At 73.8% G+C, this 13,663-nt stretch carries 17 protein-coding genes; 12 read left to right on the top strand and 5 right to left on the bottom strand.

Annotation, left to right across the window (positions count from 1 at the left end; translation table 11 throughout):
- Nucleotides 1-60: 60 nt before the first annotated feature.
- From ACWEJ6_RS17895 to ACWEJ6_RS17885, 3 genes are read left to right on the top strand one after another with little or no spacing between them, the layout of a single operon-like run.
- Nucleotides 61-408, top strand: coding sequence for a GntR family transcriptional regulator (locus tag ACWEJ6_RS17895; protein WP_352353377.1), 348 nt, complete (start codon nt 61-63; stop codon nt 406-408).
- The gene (locus ACWEJ6_RS17890) at nt 405-1,370 is read left to right on the top strand and encodes a hypothetical protein (RefSeq protein ID WP_452424714.1); all 966 of its coding nucleotides are present in this window, start codon (nt 405-407) and stop codon (nt 1,368-1,370) included. The genes ACWEJ6_RS17895 and ACWEJ6_RS17890 overlap by 4 nt, the downstream gene beginning before the upstream one ends.
- Nucleotides 1,367-2,254 carry a CPBP family intramembrane glutamic endopeptidase gene (locus ACWEJ6_RS17885; protein ID WP_452424713.1) on the top strand — a complete coding sequence of 296 codons (888 nt, stop codon included), beginning with the start codon at nt 1,367-1,369 and terminating at the stop codon, nt 2,252-2,254. The genes ACWEJ6_RS17890 and ACWEJ6_RS17885 overlap by 4 nt, the downstream gene beginning before the upstream one ends.
- Before the next feature lie 199 nt (nt 2,255-2,453).
- Here the strand turns inward: ACWEJ6_RS17885 and ACWEJ6_RS17880 are convergent, their stop codons facing one another.
- Nucleotides 2,454-3,197: an adenosylcobinamide-GDP ribazoletransferase gene (locus ACWEJ6_RS17880; RefSeq protein ID WP_452424711.1), complete on the bottom strand. Its 744-nt coding sequence runs from the start codon at nt 3,195-3,197 to the stop codon at nt 2,454-2,456.
- A gap of 35 nt (nt 3,198-3,232) precedes the next feature.
- Here ACWEJ6_RS17880 and ACWEJ6_RS17875 point away from each other — a divergent pair, with 35 nt between their 5' ends.
- Nucleotides 3,233-4,033 carry an ABC transporter ATP-binding protein gene (locus ACWEJ6_RS17875; protein ID WP_352323068.1) on the top strand — a complete coding sequence of 267 codons (801 nt, stop codon included), beginning with the start codon at nt 3,233-3,235 and terminating at the stop codon, nt 4,031-4,033.
- Between the two features lie 23 nt (nt 4,034-4,056).
- Here ACWEJ6_RS17875 and ACWEJ6_RS17870 read toward each other — a convergent pair whose 3' ends face one another.
- Both ACWEJ6_RS17870 and ACWEJ6_RS17865 read right to left on the bottom strand, forming a co-directional pair.
- On the bottom strand, nt 4,057-5,043 hold the full coding sequence (locus tag ACWEJ6_RS17870) for a bifunctional adenosylcobinamide kinase/adenosylcobinamide-phosphate guanylyltransferase (protein ID WP_452424709.1): 987 nt from the start codon (nt 5,041-5,043) through the stop codon (nt 4,057-4,059).
- Nucleotides 5,044-5,117: 74 nt separating this feature from the next.
- Nucleotides 5,118-5,717 carry an SCO2322 family protein gene (locus ACWEJ6_RS17865; protein WP_452424707.1) on the bottom strand — a complete coding sequence of 200 codons (600 nt, stop codon included), beginning with the start codon at nt 5,715-5,717 and terminating at the stop codon, nt 5,118-5,120.
- A 204-nt stretch (nt 5,718-5,921) separates the two neighbouring features.
- Between ACWEJ6_RS17865 and ACWEJ6_RS17860 the strand changes: the two genes are divergently transcribed.
- Nucleotides 5,922-6,128 carry a hypothetical protein gene (locus ACWEJ6_RS17860; protein WP_352323071.1) on the top strand — a complete coding sequence of 69 codons (207 nt, stop codon included), beginning with the start codon at nt 5,922-5,924 and terminating at the stop codon, nt 6,126-6,128.
- Between the two features lie 62 nt (nt 6,129-6,190).
- Here the strand turns inward: ACWEJ6_RS17860 and ACWEJ6_RS17855 are convergent, their stop codons facing one another.
- Complete coding sequence (locus tag ACWEJ6_RS17855) at nt 6,191-7,189, bottom strand: aldo/keto reductase family protein (RefSeq protein ID WP_452424705.1); 999 nt, start codon at nt 7,187-7,189, stop codon at nt 6,191-6,193.
- Nucleotides 7,190-7,245: 56 nt separating this feature from the next.
- Here ACWEJ6_RS17855 and ACWEJ6_RS17850 point away from each other — a divergent pair, with 56 nt between their 5' ends.
- Entirely contained in the window at nt 7,246-8,202 is a 957-nt protein-coding gene (locus ACWEJ6_RS17850; protein WP_452424703.1) for a hypothetical protein, read from the top strand.
- Nucleotides 8,203-8,311: 109 nt separating this feature from the next.
- On the opposite strand, the gene ACWEJ6_RS17845 is transcribed toward ACWEJ6_RS17850, so the two are convergent.
- Entirely contained in the window at nt 8,312-8,896 is a 585-nt protein-coding gene (locus tag ACWEJ6_RS17845) for a DUF3043 domain-containing protein (protein ID WP_358294154.1), read from the bottom strand.
- A gap of 151 nt (nt 8,897-9,047) precedes the next feature.
- Between ACWEJ6_RS17845 and ACWEJ6_RS17840 the strand changes: the two genes are divergently transcribed.
- The 6 genes from ACWEJ6_RS17840 (at nt 9,048) to ACWEJ6_RS17815 (ending at nt 13,643) form a co-directional block, all read left to right on the top strand.
- Nucleotides 9,048-9,851, top strand: a complete 804-nt coding sequence (locus ACWEJ6_RS17840) for a PspA/IM30 family protein (RefSeq protein WP_364331825.1) — start codon at nt 9,048-9,050, stop codon at nt 9,849-9,851.
- On the top strand, nt 9,848-10,126 hold the full coding sequence (pspAA, locus tag ACWEJ6_RS17835) for a PspA-associated protein PspAA (RefSeq protein WP_352323076.1): 279 nt from the start codon (nt 9,848-9,850) through the stop codon (nt 10,124-10,126). Before ACWEJ6_RS17840 ends, pspAA begins: the two co-directional genes overlap by 4 nt.
- A 5-nt stretch (nt 10,127-10,131) precedes the next feature.
- Nucleotides 10,132-11,031, top strand: coding sequence for a zinc metalloprotease HtpX (htpX, locus tag ACWEJ6_RS17830; protein WP_358294153.1), 900 nt, complete (start codon nt 10,132-10,134; stop codon nt 11,029-11,031).
- A 7-nt stretch (nt 11,032-11,038) separates the two neighbouring features.
- The gene (pspAB, locus tag ACWEJ6_RS17825) at nt 11,039-11,596 is read left to right on the top strand and encodes a PspA-associated protein PspAB (RefSeq protein WP_352323078.1); all 558 of its coding nucleotides are present in this window, start codon (nt 11,039-11,041) and stop codon (nt 11,594-11,596) included.
- 25 nt (nt 11,597-11,621) lie between these two features.
- Nucleotides 11,622-12,965: an alpha/beta fold hydrolase gene (locus tag ACWEJ6_RS17820; RefSeq protein WP_452424700.1), complete on the top strand. Its 1,344-nt coding sequence runs from the start codon at nt 11,622-11,624 to the stop codon at nt 12,963-12,965.
- Nucleotides 12,966-13,043: 78 nt separating this feature from the next.
- Nucleotides 13,044-13,643, top strand: a complete 600-nt coding sequence (locus ACWEJ6_RS17815; RefSeq protein ID WP_452424698.1) for an SIMPL domain-containing protein — start codon at nt 13,044-13,046, stop codon at nt 13,641-13,643.
- Nucleotides 13,644-13,663 lie beyond the last annotated feature (20 nt).

Raw genomic sequence — 13,663 nt, 5'->3', positions numbered from 1 at the left:
TTCATCCTACAAATGCTGGTCGGACGCATTCCGTTTCATGGTGCTAGTGTCATTAGCATCATGTTGCTCGCGCTCGATCTCAACGACGCACGGCCCCTCCACGAACAGGTGGCCGGCGCCATCCGCCGCGCCATCGGCGAGGGCTCCTACACGCCCGGTGACCGCCTTCCGCCCGCCCGCGACCTCGCCAGGGCGCTCGGCATCAACCCCAACACCGTGCTGCGCGCCCTGCGCGACCTGCGCGACGAGGGGCTGCTGGAGTTCAGGCGGGGGCGCGGGGTCAGCGTCGCGGGCCAGGCCGACGGGCGCGCGCTGCTCGTGCAGCGCGCCCGGGAGCTGCTGGAGGAGGCCGAGAGGCACGGCTACCGCCGTGAGGACCTCATCACCATCCTGGAGGATCTGCCATGAACCCCCGAATCCCCGCGGCCGGGTGGGGCGCGGCCGTCACGGCGGCCCTGCTCCTGGCCCCCATGGGGCTGCGCGACCGGCTGCCCGACCCGCTGGCCACCCACTGGGGCGCGGCGGGCGTCGACGGCTCGGCGTCCTTCCAGGCCCACGTGCTGACGGTGGCGGCGGTGTGGACCGTGGTGTGGATCGTGTTCCTGGCCGTCGCCGCGCGGGGCTGGGCGCTGCGGCACCGGAACGGGCGGGCGCTGTGGTGGGGCGGGCTGTTCGGCGGCGGCGTCCTGGTGCTGGGCACGCAGGCCTCCACGCTGGCGGCCAACCTCGACGTGCCCGACTGGACGGCCGCGAGCCTGCCGGGCTGGCACGTCCCGCTGGTCGTCGTCGGATCCCTCGCTGTCGGCGTGTTCGCGGGCTACCTCGGCAGGGGCGGGCCCGACCCGGTCGAGGCCGTTCAGCCGCCACCGGCCATGAAGCTGCGGCCCGGTCGCCGCACGGTCTGGGTCAGCCGGCTGGTCAACCCCTGGCTGGTCGCGCTGACGCTGGTGGCCGCGGCGGCGATCGTCGTGCTCTGCGGGCTGCGCCTGGCCGGCGTCGTGCCGGCGGCGACCATGGCCTCCGCCCTGCCCGGGGCCGTGATCGTGCTGGTCGCGGGGCTGGCGACGGCGACGCTGTCCGTACGGGTCGGCGACGACGCGCTCGTCATCGGCTTCGGGCCGTTCGGCGTCCCGGCGCGCAGGATCCCGCTGTCGCGGATCGACCGGGCCTGGACCGAGGACCGCAGGCCGAGCGAGGTCGGCGGCTGGGGCTTCCGCGGCCTGCCCGGCGCGGCCACCATCATGCTGCGCGGCGGCGAGTGCCTGGTCGTCGGCTACCGCTCCGGCGGGCGGCTGGCGATCAGCATCGACGACGCCGAGCGCGGCGCGTCCCTCATCAACGCCCTCGTCGCGGAGCGTGCACGGTCATGAGAAAACAGCTTCCCGTCTTCCTCGTCCTCGCCTTCGGGCTGTCCTGGCTGGTGGCGCTGCCCATCTGGCTCGGCGCGGGCCTGGGCTCGCCCGCGGCCAAGGGGCTGGCCGCGGTCATGATGTTCACGCCGACCGCCGGGGTGCTCGGGGTGTGGGCGCTGTCGCGGGCGCCCTGGCGGCGCTGGGCCGCCGAGACCGGCCTGACGCTGGGCGAGAGCAAGGGCCGCACCGGCCGGTACGTGCTGGCCGCCTGGCTGGGCGTGCCGCTGCTGATCGCCGTCTGCGCCGGGCTCAGCACCGCCGTCGGGCTGTTCCCGCTCGACCTCGACCGGTTCAGCCTGTTCCGGGCCCAGCTCGCGGCCGGGGGCGTGCAACCGCCGGCCGACCCGGGCCCGGCGCTCTACCTGCAGATCGCCATCGGCGTGCTGGCGGGCCCGGTGCTGAACGCGGTCCCGGCGCTGGGTGAGGAGTGGGGCTGGCGCGGCTGGCTGCTGCCCCGGCTGTCCGGCACGTACGGCCCGCTCGGCGGCCTGGCGCTGTCCGGGGCGATCTGGGGGCTGTGGCACGCCCCGCTCACCCTGCTCGGCTACAACTACCCGAGCCTCGGGTCGTGGGCGGCGCTGCAGTTCATCGGCTTCTGCGTGCTGGCCGGCATCGCGATCGGCTGGCTGCGGCTGCGTACGGGCAGCGTGTGGCCCTGCGTGGTCGCGCACGGCTCGCTGAACGCGGTGCTGCCCGCCGTGCTGCTGCTCGGGGACGCCGCGGCCCCGCCCGACACGGCGGTGTCCGGGCTCACCGGGCTGGTCGGCTGGGTCCCGCTCGCGCTGCTCTGCGTGGTGCTCGTGCGCCGCCTCCCGGCCCGCGCCCCGCAACCGGCCGCCTGACCCGGCCTGCGCCGGAAGCCGGGAGCCGGGCGCCGGGCGCGGCGACCGCGCCGCCGGTCCGCCAGTTTGCCGGTCAGCGCGGTCGGCCCGGTCGGCCCGGTCGGCCCGGTCGGCCCGGTCGGCCCGGTCGGCCCGGTCGGCGCGGTCAGCCCGGTCGGCGCGGTCGGCCCGGTCGGCGCGGTCAGCCCGGTCAGCGCGGTCAGGGCAGGATCGCGCACACCACCAGCGCGGCCGTCGTCCCGGTCTCCACCAGGGCGCCGAACACGTCCCCCGTGACGCCGCCGAGCCGCCGACGGGCGTGCCGGAGCAGCAGCAGCGCCGCCCCGAGCCCGGCCGCCAGCGCTATCGGCGGCGCCCACGTCCCGGCCGCCAGCCCCAGCCCGGCGGTCACGGCCAGGGCGGCCGCCGTGGCCAGCCACGCCGCCGGATCGCTCACGGTGCCCGCCACCATCGCCCCGAGCCCGCCGGGCCGCGCGGCGGGCACGCCCGCCCGGCACGCCCAGGTGAGCGTCAGCCGCCCGGCCACACAGGCGGTCACCAGGGCGGGGTAACCGGCCCCGGTCAGCGCCGCCGCCTGGACGAGCAGCGTGATGACCAGCGTCATCACCCCGAACGGCCCGATGTCCGACTTTTTCATGATGTCGAGGGCGTCTTCGGCGGGCCGGCCGCTGCCCAGGCCGTCGGCGAGGTCGGCCAGCCCGTCCAGGTGCAGGCCGCGGGTGAGCGCGGCGAGCAGCCCGAGCGCGAGCGCCGCGCCCAGCAGCGGCGGCCCCGGCAGCAGCAGCGCCAGGCCCGCCACCGCGCCGAGCCCCAGCCCGACCGCGGGGGCCGCCACCATGGCCGGCCCGGCGACCTCCCGATCGACCCTGTCGACCCGCACGGGAACGGCGCTGAGCATGCCGATCGCGAAGCGCAGCCCATGGGTCAGCTCAGCAAGCGGCATAACGACCGATCCTAGGGCCGACTAATGTGGCGGGAATGCACGTGCTTGAACTCGAAGGTGTAGCTGTCCGGGTTGTCGGCAAAACGCTGCTCGACGGCATCGACTGGCAGGTGGCGTACGGCGACCACTGGGTGATCCTCGGCCCCAACGGCGCGGGCAAGACCACCCTGCTCTCGCTGGCCGGGGCGGTGCGCCACCCGAGCGAGGGCGCGGTCAGCGTGCTCGGCCACCGGCTCGGCCGGGTCGACCTGCGGGAGCTGCGCCGCCACATCGGCCTGGTCGCGGCCAGTCAGCGGCTGATCGACGAGGACCTGCTGGAGGAGGAGGGCGCCACCGCGCACACGGTGGTCCTGACCGGCCACACCGGCACGAGCGTCCCGCTGTGGGACAAGTACGGCGACAACGAGCGCGAGCGCGCCACCCGCCTGCTGGCCGACCTGGGCTGCAAGGACCTGGTCGAGCGCCCGTTCCGGGTGTGCTCGCAAGGGGAGCGGGCCCGGGTCAGGGTGGCCAGGGCGCTCATGGCCGAGCCCGCCGTGCTGCTGCTCGACGAGCCGTTCGCCGGGCTCGACCTGCCGGCCCGCGAGGACCTCATCACCGCGGTCGAGCAGCTGGCCGCCACCCGTCCGGTGCTGACCACGGTCACGGTGACCCACCACCTGGAGGAGGTGCCCGCGACCACCACGCACGCGCTGCTCATGCGCGACTCGCGGCTGCTGGCCGCCGGGCCGGTGTCGGAGGTGCTCACCCCCGGCCTGCTGTCGGAGTGCTTCGGCCGTCCGCTGCACGTCGACCGCCTCGACGGCCGCTGGTACGCCAGAGCCGTACGCCCGTAGCCCCGGCTCCCGGAGGCCACGGGTCACAGTTCCAGCGGACGTCCCGCGACCACCAGGGCGACGTACTCCGACTCGGCGGCGAGCTGTTCGTTGAGCCTGCCGAGCGCGTCCCTGAAGGCCCGGCCGGCGGACGTGGCGGGCACCACGCCCATCCCCACCTCGTCCGAGACCGCCACGAGCGGCACCGGCGTGCCGCGCCACGCCTCGACCAGCTCCGCGCAGCGCCGGGCGACCGGCGTGCGGTCGCCGTCCCAGGCCCCGTGCTCGTCGAACACCGCCGCCAGCCACGTGCCCAGCCCGTCGATCAGCAGGGGCGTGCGCGCCGCCGCGACGACCCCGGTCAGGTCCGTCGTCTCGGCCGTGTCCCAGTGAGCGGGCCGCCGTTCCCGGTGCGCCCGTACCCGTGCCGCCCATTCGCCGTCCGCCGCGCCGTCGCCGCCGGTGGCGACATAGGTGACGTACGGCTCGGCCGCCAGCCGCAGCTCGGCCTCGGCCGACTTGCCCGACCTGGACCCGCCGAGCAGCAACGCCCGCCGCGGCGGCGTCTCGCGGACCGTTCCGCCGCTGCCCAGGACCGTCCCGTCCGGCACGGCCACCGCCCCCCACAACCGCAGCCGCCTGGCCAGCTCCTCCTCCGACCTGATCCGGTGGTCCAGCCACGCGGCCACCACTGTGGTCCGGTCGTCGGCCAGCCCGGCGCGGCGCAGCTCGCCGAGCCGCTGCGGGCGGTCCAGCAGGTCCAGCACGACGGCGTCGTAGCGGGCGGGACCGTCCGAGGGGGCCTCCCGGCCCGCCGGCAGGCACAGCACCGCCGCGCCGTCGGCCGCCACCAGCCCGAGCCCGCCGCCGAACGCGCCGCCGCCGGTGAAGGGGAACCGCGCCGTGTCGTCCACGAGCAGCTCGAAGGGGCGGCGACGGCGGTCCTGGGGGAGCCGGGCGCACGAGGCGCACGGGCACCCGTCCACCGGCCAGCCCTCCGCACCCCCGGTCCCGGAGAGAAGAATCTTCACCGCCCAGAGGCTACCGACCGGCCCGACCAGCCCGACCGGCGCGAGGGGCGATCGGGCCGACACGAGCTGCCGGGTCAACCGGCCCGACCGGCCCGGCCGGGGCGGCGGCGGGTGGCCAGGGCCGTGCCCCCGCCGAGCAGCAACAGCGCCCCCGCACCGCCCGCGATCAGCATCGCCGGAGCCCCGCCGGGCGCGCTCGGGGGCGCGGCGGCCCGCTCGGCGGCATGCGCCTCCCGGGACGGGGCCGCCCCTGCTTCCTGGGACGGGCCCGTCCCGGCGCCCTGGGACGGGTAGCCGCTGACCGACACGACCTCGCCGCGCCCGTTCACGCCGACCCTGGCCGCGGAGGCCAGGAGCTGGGCGGCGGTCGCGTCCTCGGCGCCGGTCACGCACCGCAGCAGCGGGTGCGCCGGCGGCCGCTCACCGGACGGGACGTCGCCCTCCCCGTCCCCGAAGTCCACCGCGACCGCCACCCGCTTGTGCCCCGAGCCGGCCGCGTCCTGGACGCACACCGCCGGGAACGACGGCAGCTCACCCCCCGGCGGCTCGCCCACCGACCCGTCGGCCGAGACCGCGAAGCGCCACCCGACGACCGAGCCGTCCGCCGGCTCGTACGCGGCCGTGGACGCCAGCCACGCCGTGCCGTCGCTGCGCCAGACCCCCCACAGCCGCACGACCCCAGGCGCGGGACCGCCGGGTCGCGAGGAGGGTGAGCCGAGCGCGGAGGAGGGGAGAAGGACTACGGCGGCCGCCCCCAGGACGACCGCCGCGGCAACACGGCCCGCGCGCAGCATCGATGGACCTCCGAGCTCGGGAGTAGGGTTCCAGTGCCGTCGGAGGGAAGGCGCCGGCGAACCCGCGGAGAAGGAGCGTATGGCATGACATGGCGGTGGCGTTATGAAAATGCAAATGGTGGTGAGGTGACGGACCGCCCTTTGCCGCGAGAGGTTTTCCCGAGTCAGGCCGATGCGGAGTCCTGGCTCGGGGAGAACTGGCGTGAGCTGCTCGAATCCGGCGTCGAGCAGGTGGCGCTGCTCGACGAGGACCGCGTCGAATACACGGGATTGTCATTGCGTCCGGAGTGATCCGCGAAAAAACGGAAACCCCTTGAGCGCATTGTGGCTCAAGGGGTTTCTCGTTTTCCGGGTCACGGACGGGTGGCGGGGCTCACCGTCTTGGCCGGGTCGCGCTCCACGACCGTGCCGAGCACGTCGTCGATGCGCTTGAGCACGTCGTCCTCCAGCTTGACGCCGGCCGCCTTGACGTTGTCGCGCACCTGCTCGGGGCGGGTGGCGCCGACGATGGCGCTGGAGACGTTCGGGTTCTGCAGCACCCAGGCCACGGCGAGCTGGGCCATGGTCAGGCCGAGGTCGTCGGCGATCGGCCGCAGCTCCTGAACGCGGGTGAGCACGTCGTCGTTCATGTACCGCGCGATCATGGCGCTGCCGCTCGCGTCGGTCGCCCGCGAGCCCTGCGGAGGCTGCTGGCCGGGCAGGTACTTGCCGGTGAGCACGCCCTGCGCGATCGGCGACCAGACGATCTGGCCGAGGCCCTCGCGCTCGCTCAGCGGCACGACCTCCGCCTCGATGACCCGCCACAACATCGAGTACTGCGGCTGGTTCGACACGATCCGGTCGAAGCCCATCTCGTCGGCGATCTTCAGCGCGCGGCCGATCTGCTCGGCCGTCCACTCGCTGACGCCGACGTAGAGCACCTTGCCCTGGCGTACGAGGTCGTCGAACGTCTTGAGGGTCTCCTCAAGGGGCGTCTCGTTGTCGAAGCGGTGGGCCTGGTACAGGTCGACGTAGTCGGTCTGGAGGCGGCGCAGCGAGGCGTTGATCGACTCGGTGATGTGCTTGCGGGACAGCCCGCGGTCGTTCTTGCCGGGGCCGGTGGGCCAGTAGACCTTGGTGAAGATCTCCAGCGACTCCCTGCGGACGCCCTTGAGCGCCCGGCCGAGCACCTCCTCGGCTTTCGTCCCCGCGTAGACGTCGGCGGTGTCGAAGGTGGTGATGCCCTCGTCGAGTGCCGCCTGCACGCACAGCTTGGCGGCGTCCTCCTCGACCTGGGAGCCGTGGGTGAGCCAGTTGCCGTAGCTGATCTCACTGACCATGAGACCGCTGCGGCCGAGGTGTCGGAATTCCATACGTTCGACCTTAGAGCGTCACATGAGCCGATTCGATTCGGGATAGGGTGCGCGACGTGCTCAAGCTCGTCCGTCAGGCTCTCACCGCGGCCGTCCTGATCGCCCTCGCGGTGCGGTTGCGCCGCCGGGCCCGCCTGCCGCGGGCCGAGCCGCCGCCGTCCGTCCCGGCGCCCGCACCGCGGCGCCGACGTGCGGGAACGGTCCTGTCGTGGCTGGTCATCGCGGTCGTCGTGACGCTCACGCTGGGGTTCGCCCTGATGGGGACGTCGGTGCAGCGCGGCGCCCTGGCCCTCGTGCGCGCCGTCACCGAACAGGAGGAACCGCCCCCGGCGGGGCCCGAGCCCGTGACGCCCCTGACGGCAGTGACGCCCGTGGAGCCGCCGGCCGAGCCCGTGTCGACCGCGCAGCCCACCCCCGCCGCCTCCGCCGCACAGGCGCCCAACTGCGCGCCCCGGCGCCGCCCGATCGACCCCCGCAGGGTCGCGCCCGACGTCAAACGGGCCGTGGACGCCCAGTGGCGGCGCATCGAACGCTGGCTCAGGAGCAACGCGCCCCGCACCTACCGCACGCTCGGCGGGCCGGTCAGGGCGCGCACGATCGCCGTGGCCGAGTCGCAGATGGGCGTGGACTTCCCCGACGCCCTGCGCGCCTCCCTGCTGCGCCACAACGGCGCGCGCGGCGCCGGCGTCCTGGGCTTCCGCCCCGGCGTCGGCGACCATCTCACCGTCCGCGGCATCAGGGACGCCTGGCGCGAGATGTGCGCCCGCCGTCCGGCCGGGTCCTGGGACGGCCTGCTGATCCCGATCCTGTCCTACACGGCCGCCGACGGCGCCACGGCGTACGCCACCGTCAGCTCGGCCGACGGGACGGTGTCCGGGGTCACGGGCAGGCGGCTGCGGTCGTCGTACACGCTGCTGCGGACCGTGGCCGACGCCCTCGAACGGGGCGGCGCGATCGACGGCCGCCGCCCTGTGGTCGCCGGCGGCGTCCTGCGCTGGAAACCGGCCCGCTGAGCGGGGACGCACGGCGAAAGGCGGGAAGCACGCGTGCCCACCACCGGACGGTGATGGGCACGCGGACGTCGCCGATAAGCCGTTTTCCCGAAAAATCGGGAAAACGGGGCTACTTCTTGGGCGGCGCGGGCTTCCCGCCCGGCAGCACCGTGGGCGGCGGGAACCGCAGCTTGCGGATCTGCAAAGCGCGCATGGCCGCGTAGAAGCCGACGCCCTTCACGCTCTCGTTCGGGAACTTGGCCGCGACCTCCTTCTTCACCTTCCACGCCACGTAGAGGGAGGTGGCCAGGACGCCGACCATCATGATCGGCCAGCCGACCGCGATCACGATGTTGAGCACCTTGGCGCGGATCTCGATCGGCCACGGGATCCAGGTCGCCAGCAGGATCAGTAGCGAGAACGGCAGGAAGTACTGGCTGGGCAGGCGCCGCGAGTCGACCCAGTCGCGCGCGAACTTGCGCCCCGGACCCTTGTCGCGAACCGGAAGATAACGCTCGTCACCTGCGAGCATGCCCTTGCGGGCCCGGTCGCGCTCGGCGGCCTGCTTGGCGCGCATCTGCCGATAGGCCTCCTTGCGGTCCTTCGGCGCGGAGACCGGCTGGCGTCGTCTGCCCTCGGCATCCCGGCGCTTGGGTGTGGGACGACCTTTACCCTGGGGCTTAGGATCGTCAACGGGGACGGGGGTGTCGTCCACGGAGGTTTGGGATCGGCGTCGCAACACACGTCAACCCTACCTGGACTGCAACTTAGTGACGCCCCCGTGCGTTATGCGTAGGGTAATCCCAAGGCGGCTGCGCTGCATTGGGTGAACACCAGCACGACCTAGAAGGGGACGGCCGACGCGCATGAGCGTGATGAAGAGACTTTCGATGATCTTCAAGTCCAAGGCCAACAAGGCCCTGGACAAGATGGAGGATCCGCGCGAGACGCTTGACTACTCCTATCAGCGGCAGCTCGAGTTGCTGCAGAAGGTGCGTCGAGGGGTGGCCGACGTGGCCACCTCGCGCAAGCGGGTAGAACTGCAGATCAACGGCCTGGAGGCGCAGGCCAGGCGCTACGAGGAGCAGGGACGCAAGGCGCTGTCCGTCGGGCGCGAGGACCTCGCGCGCGAGGCCCTGCAGCGGCGGTCCAATCTGCAGGGGCAGATGGCCGACCTCAAGGTCCAGCACGACAACCTGCAGGCCGAGGAGGAGAAGCTGACCACGGCTTCCCAGCGGCTGCAGGCCAAGGTCGACTCCTTCCGCACGAAGAAGGAGACGATCAAGGCGACCTACACCGCCGCCGAGGCCCAGACGCGCATCAACGAGGCGTTCTCCGGCATCTCCGAGGAGATGGGCGACGTCGGCCTGGCGATCCAGCGCGCCGAGGACAAGACGGCGCAGATGCAGGCCCGCGCGGGCGCGATCGACGAGCTGCTGGCCAGTGGCGCGCTCGACGACTTCAGCGGCACCCGCGGCGACGACATCCAGGCCGAGCTCGACCGCATGGGCGGCGGCATGGACGTCGAGCTGGAGCTGGCCCGGATGAAGGCCGAGCTGGGCCAGGGCCCGGCGCCCAAGAGCGCCATCGAGCAGGGGCAGCCCCAGCAGCAGGCCCAGCCGCAGCAGGGTCACACCCAGCAGCTGCGTCAGCCCGGGGAGAACGCATGATCGTCAGAATCATGGGCGAGGGCCAGGTCGAGATCTCGCCGGACGACATCGCGGTGCTCAACGAGCTCGACAGCGAGCTGGAGGCCGCCATCGAGACCGGTGACGAGGGGGCCTTCCGCGTCAAGCTGCACGCGTTGCTCGACAAGGTGCGCCATGTGGGCAAGGCGCTTCCCGACGACAGCCTTGAGCCGTCAGAGCTGATCCTTCCCCCCGCGGACGCCTCGATCGAGGAGGTCCGGGAGATGCTGGGCGACCAAGGCCTCATCCCGGGCTGAGTCCCGTGGGCACGCGGTTCGCGTCCGACAGCGGCCTGACCCGCCGCATGGTCGTGACGATGTTCCTGCTGGGGCTGCTCTACGTGGCGTTCGTCGGCGTGCTGATCGCCCTCGGCGTGCGCGCGCTGACCGTGCTGGTGCTCGCCGGGGGGCTGCTGCTGGTGCAGTACTTCCTGTCCGACCGCATCGCCCTGTTCGCGATGCACGGACGGGAGGTCTCCCCACAGGAGGCCCCCGAGCTCCACGGCCTGATCGACCGGCTGTGCGCGCTGGCGGACATGCCCAAGCCGCGGGTGGCGATCGCCGACTCCGACGTCCCCAACGCCTTCGCCACCGGCCGTAACCAGAAGCGGGCCGTCGTCTGCGTGACGACGGGCATCCTGCGCCGCCTGGAGCCGCAGGAGCTCGAAGGCGTCCTGGCGCACGAGTTGTCGCACGTCGCCCATCGCGACGTCGCCGTCATGACGATCGCCTCGTTCCTGGGCATCGTCGCCGGGCTGATGACGAGGTTCGCCCTGTACGCCGGCTTCGGCGGACGCCGGGACAACGGCCAGGGCGGCGTGCCGGTCGGGCTGATCATCATGTTCGTCTCGCTCGTCGTGTACGCCGTCAGCTTCCTGCTCACCAGAGCCCTGTCGCGCTACCGCGAGCTGGCCGCCGACCGGGCCGGAGCCCTGCTCACGCAGCGTCCCTCGGCCCTGGCCAGCGCGCTGACCAAGGTCACCGGCGACATGGCCCGGATCCCGACCACCGACCTGCGCGAGGCGGCGCCGTTCAACGCCTTCTACTTCGCCCCGGCCCTGGCCAGGGGGGAGACGCTGGCGAACCTGTTCTCCACGCATCCGCCGCTGGAGCGCCGGCTCGAACTCCTCGCGTCCATCTCCAAGCAGCTCGGAAGGGGCTGAGGTGCGCATGGGCTGGCTCGACTCGCTGCTGGGCCGGTCCAAGCCGGTCAAGCCCAACCTCGACGCGCTGTTCGCGCTGCCGTCCGCCGCCGTGACGCTCCAGGCCGCGACCGGTCTCGTCCCCACCGGTCTCGGCTCGGTGTCGTTCAGGGCCGCGGAGGGCGGCGCGTTCGCCACGCTGGAGAGCGACGTCAAGGCGCTGCTCGGCGGGCGCGTCGAGGAGTCCGACGACGGCTACGGCTACACCTGGCTGCTGGTCCGCCGCGCGCCGGACGACGTCAGCGACCTGGTCACCGAGCTGCACGCGGTCAACTCCTCGCTGGAGTCGGCCGGGTTCGGGCCCTCGCTGCTGTGCTCGCTGGTGTCGTTCGCCGATCCGGCGGGCAGGCGGCTGGCGGTGGTGTACCTGTACAAGCGAGGCACGTTCTACCCGTTCGCGCCGCTGCCCGGGAACAGGCGCGACAACGCCCTCGAACTGCAGGCCAGAGGCGTCCTGGACGGCGAACTGCCGCTGGAGGCCGACCTCGGCCGATGGTTCCCGGTATGGGGTGCTCCGGGCCTTTGACCACGGATGGTGTTCTAATCATCACGTGGAGCGAAGGTTGTTCGTCGCCGCGGCCTCGGCGCTCATCGTGGCGGCCGTGCTGTACAGCGCCTGGATCACCGGCCAGTTCACCACGCCCGCCGTGGACAGGACCGACGGCTACGTGAGCGAGCTGGCCGCCCGCGACCAGCCGTGGACGCGCCTGTTCCGGGTCAGCGACGTGCTGTCCGGGCTGGCCTGCCTGGCCGCCGTGGCGACGCTGCCCAGGGTGGCGCGCGAGTGGGCCGGCTGGCTGGCGCTGGCCGCCTTCGGGCTGCTGACGGTCGTCTCCGGCCTGGTCCCGCTCGACTGCGCCGTGCTCAGCGACCCCGCCTGCCGCGGCGAGACGGTCTCGCACCGGCTCCACATGGTGGCCGGCGCGCTGGCCACGACGGCCGTGCTGACCGCCATGGCGGTGCTCTCCGCGCGCTGGCGCTCGTGGGTGTCGTGGTTGTTCACCGGCCTGAACGTGGGGGCCACCGGGCTCATGCTGGCCGCCCTGGCCGCCGGGCGGCTGGCCGGCGTCGCCCACCGGATCCAGCTCACGATGGTCGCCGTCTGGGTCGTGTACGTGGCGCTCCGGCTGCTCGTCCACGACGACGAGGAGGCCCCCTGCGGTCCTCCGCACGTCCTCGACCAGGGCGCGGGCCCCGGCGTGCTCATCACGGCGGGTCTCGGGGGCGCCTGGTTCCACTGGGACGCCGTGGCCGCCGGCCTGGCCGCCTGCCACCGGGTCGTCCGCTTCGACCGTCCGGGGCTCGGCCTCAGCCCGCCCGCGACCGACCGGCCCACCCTGTACGGCGAGGTGGCCCGGCTGGCCGCGCTGGTCCCCGCGCAGCCGTCCCAGGTCACCCTGGTCGCGCACGGCCTGTCCTGCTGGCACGCCGAGGCGTTCGCCCGGTTGCACCCGCTCTGCGTGGCCAAGCTCGTCCTGGTGGACCCCAGTCCGCCGCCCGTGCGCCGGCCGCTCGCGCTCGCCGCCGTCCTGGGCGCGTGGCTGCCCGCGCTCGGCGGCACGTGGGGCGCGAACGTGCTGGCCCGCCTGACCGGGCCGCCGGCGCACCGCCTGGTCACGGGCATGGGCGACCCCTTCGGCGTGTACCGGATGGGCAAGGTGCCCGCGGCGGTGGCGGGGGAGTGGCTGGCCCGCCGCGACATGGCCGCCGACCTCCGTGACATCCGGGCCGGCCATCCCTTTCCCGACATCCCGGTCACCGTGCTCGGCGCGGGCGGCCGGGACGCCCGCAGGCAGAGCCTGGCGGCCCGCCTCGACGCCAAGCTGGTGCTGCTGCCCCGCTCGGGGCACCAGGTCGAGCTCGACGATCCGGGCGCGATCGTCGACGCCGTCTGAACCGCTGTGTGAACCGGCCGTGGGCGGGGGCAGGACACGCCCGTAGGATCGAGGCGAACCCAGTCTTAGGGGGCAGGCGTGGACATCTCCGTCGTCGGTGAGGGCAGCGTGCAGGCCGCGCCCGACGTCCTGCGGTTGCTGGCGGGCGTCGAGGTGCGCAGGGCGTCGGCGTCCGAGGCGTTCACGGCGGTCAGGGCCGCCGCGGCCCGGCTGGCCGACGCGCTGGCCGGGGCCGGCGTCGCGGCCCACGACGTGCGCACGGTCGAGCTCTCGCTCGGCCCCGAGTACGAGGTCTACCCGAAGGTCTCCGCCTACCGGGCGGCCCAGGGCGTCGAGGTGGTCGTCAGGGACCTGTCGCGGGCCGACGCCGTCATCGACACGGTCGCCGGCGTGGGCGAGGAGGCCCGGCTCAACGGCGTGACCTTCGAGCTGTCCGACCCGGCGTCGGTGCTCGGCGAGGCCAGGACGAGAGCGTTCAGGGACGCCGCGGCCAAGGCCGCCCACTACGCCGAGCTGGCCGGACGCCCGCTCGGCCCGGTCGTGTCGATCTCCGAGGAGCTCAGGGGCGGCGCCCAGCCGCTGGTCGCGATGGCCGCGGCGGCCGAGAGCGCGTCCTCGGTCAGCCCCGGCCGCCAGACGCTGACGGTCGGCGTCCGCGTCGGCTACGACTTCGCCTGACCGCGCCGGAGAAAGAGCCG

This window comes from Nonomuraea sp. NPDC004702, assembly GCF_053601695.1.
This window is presented reverse-complemented; position numbering and strand designations above follow the sequence as displayed.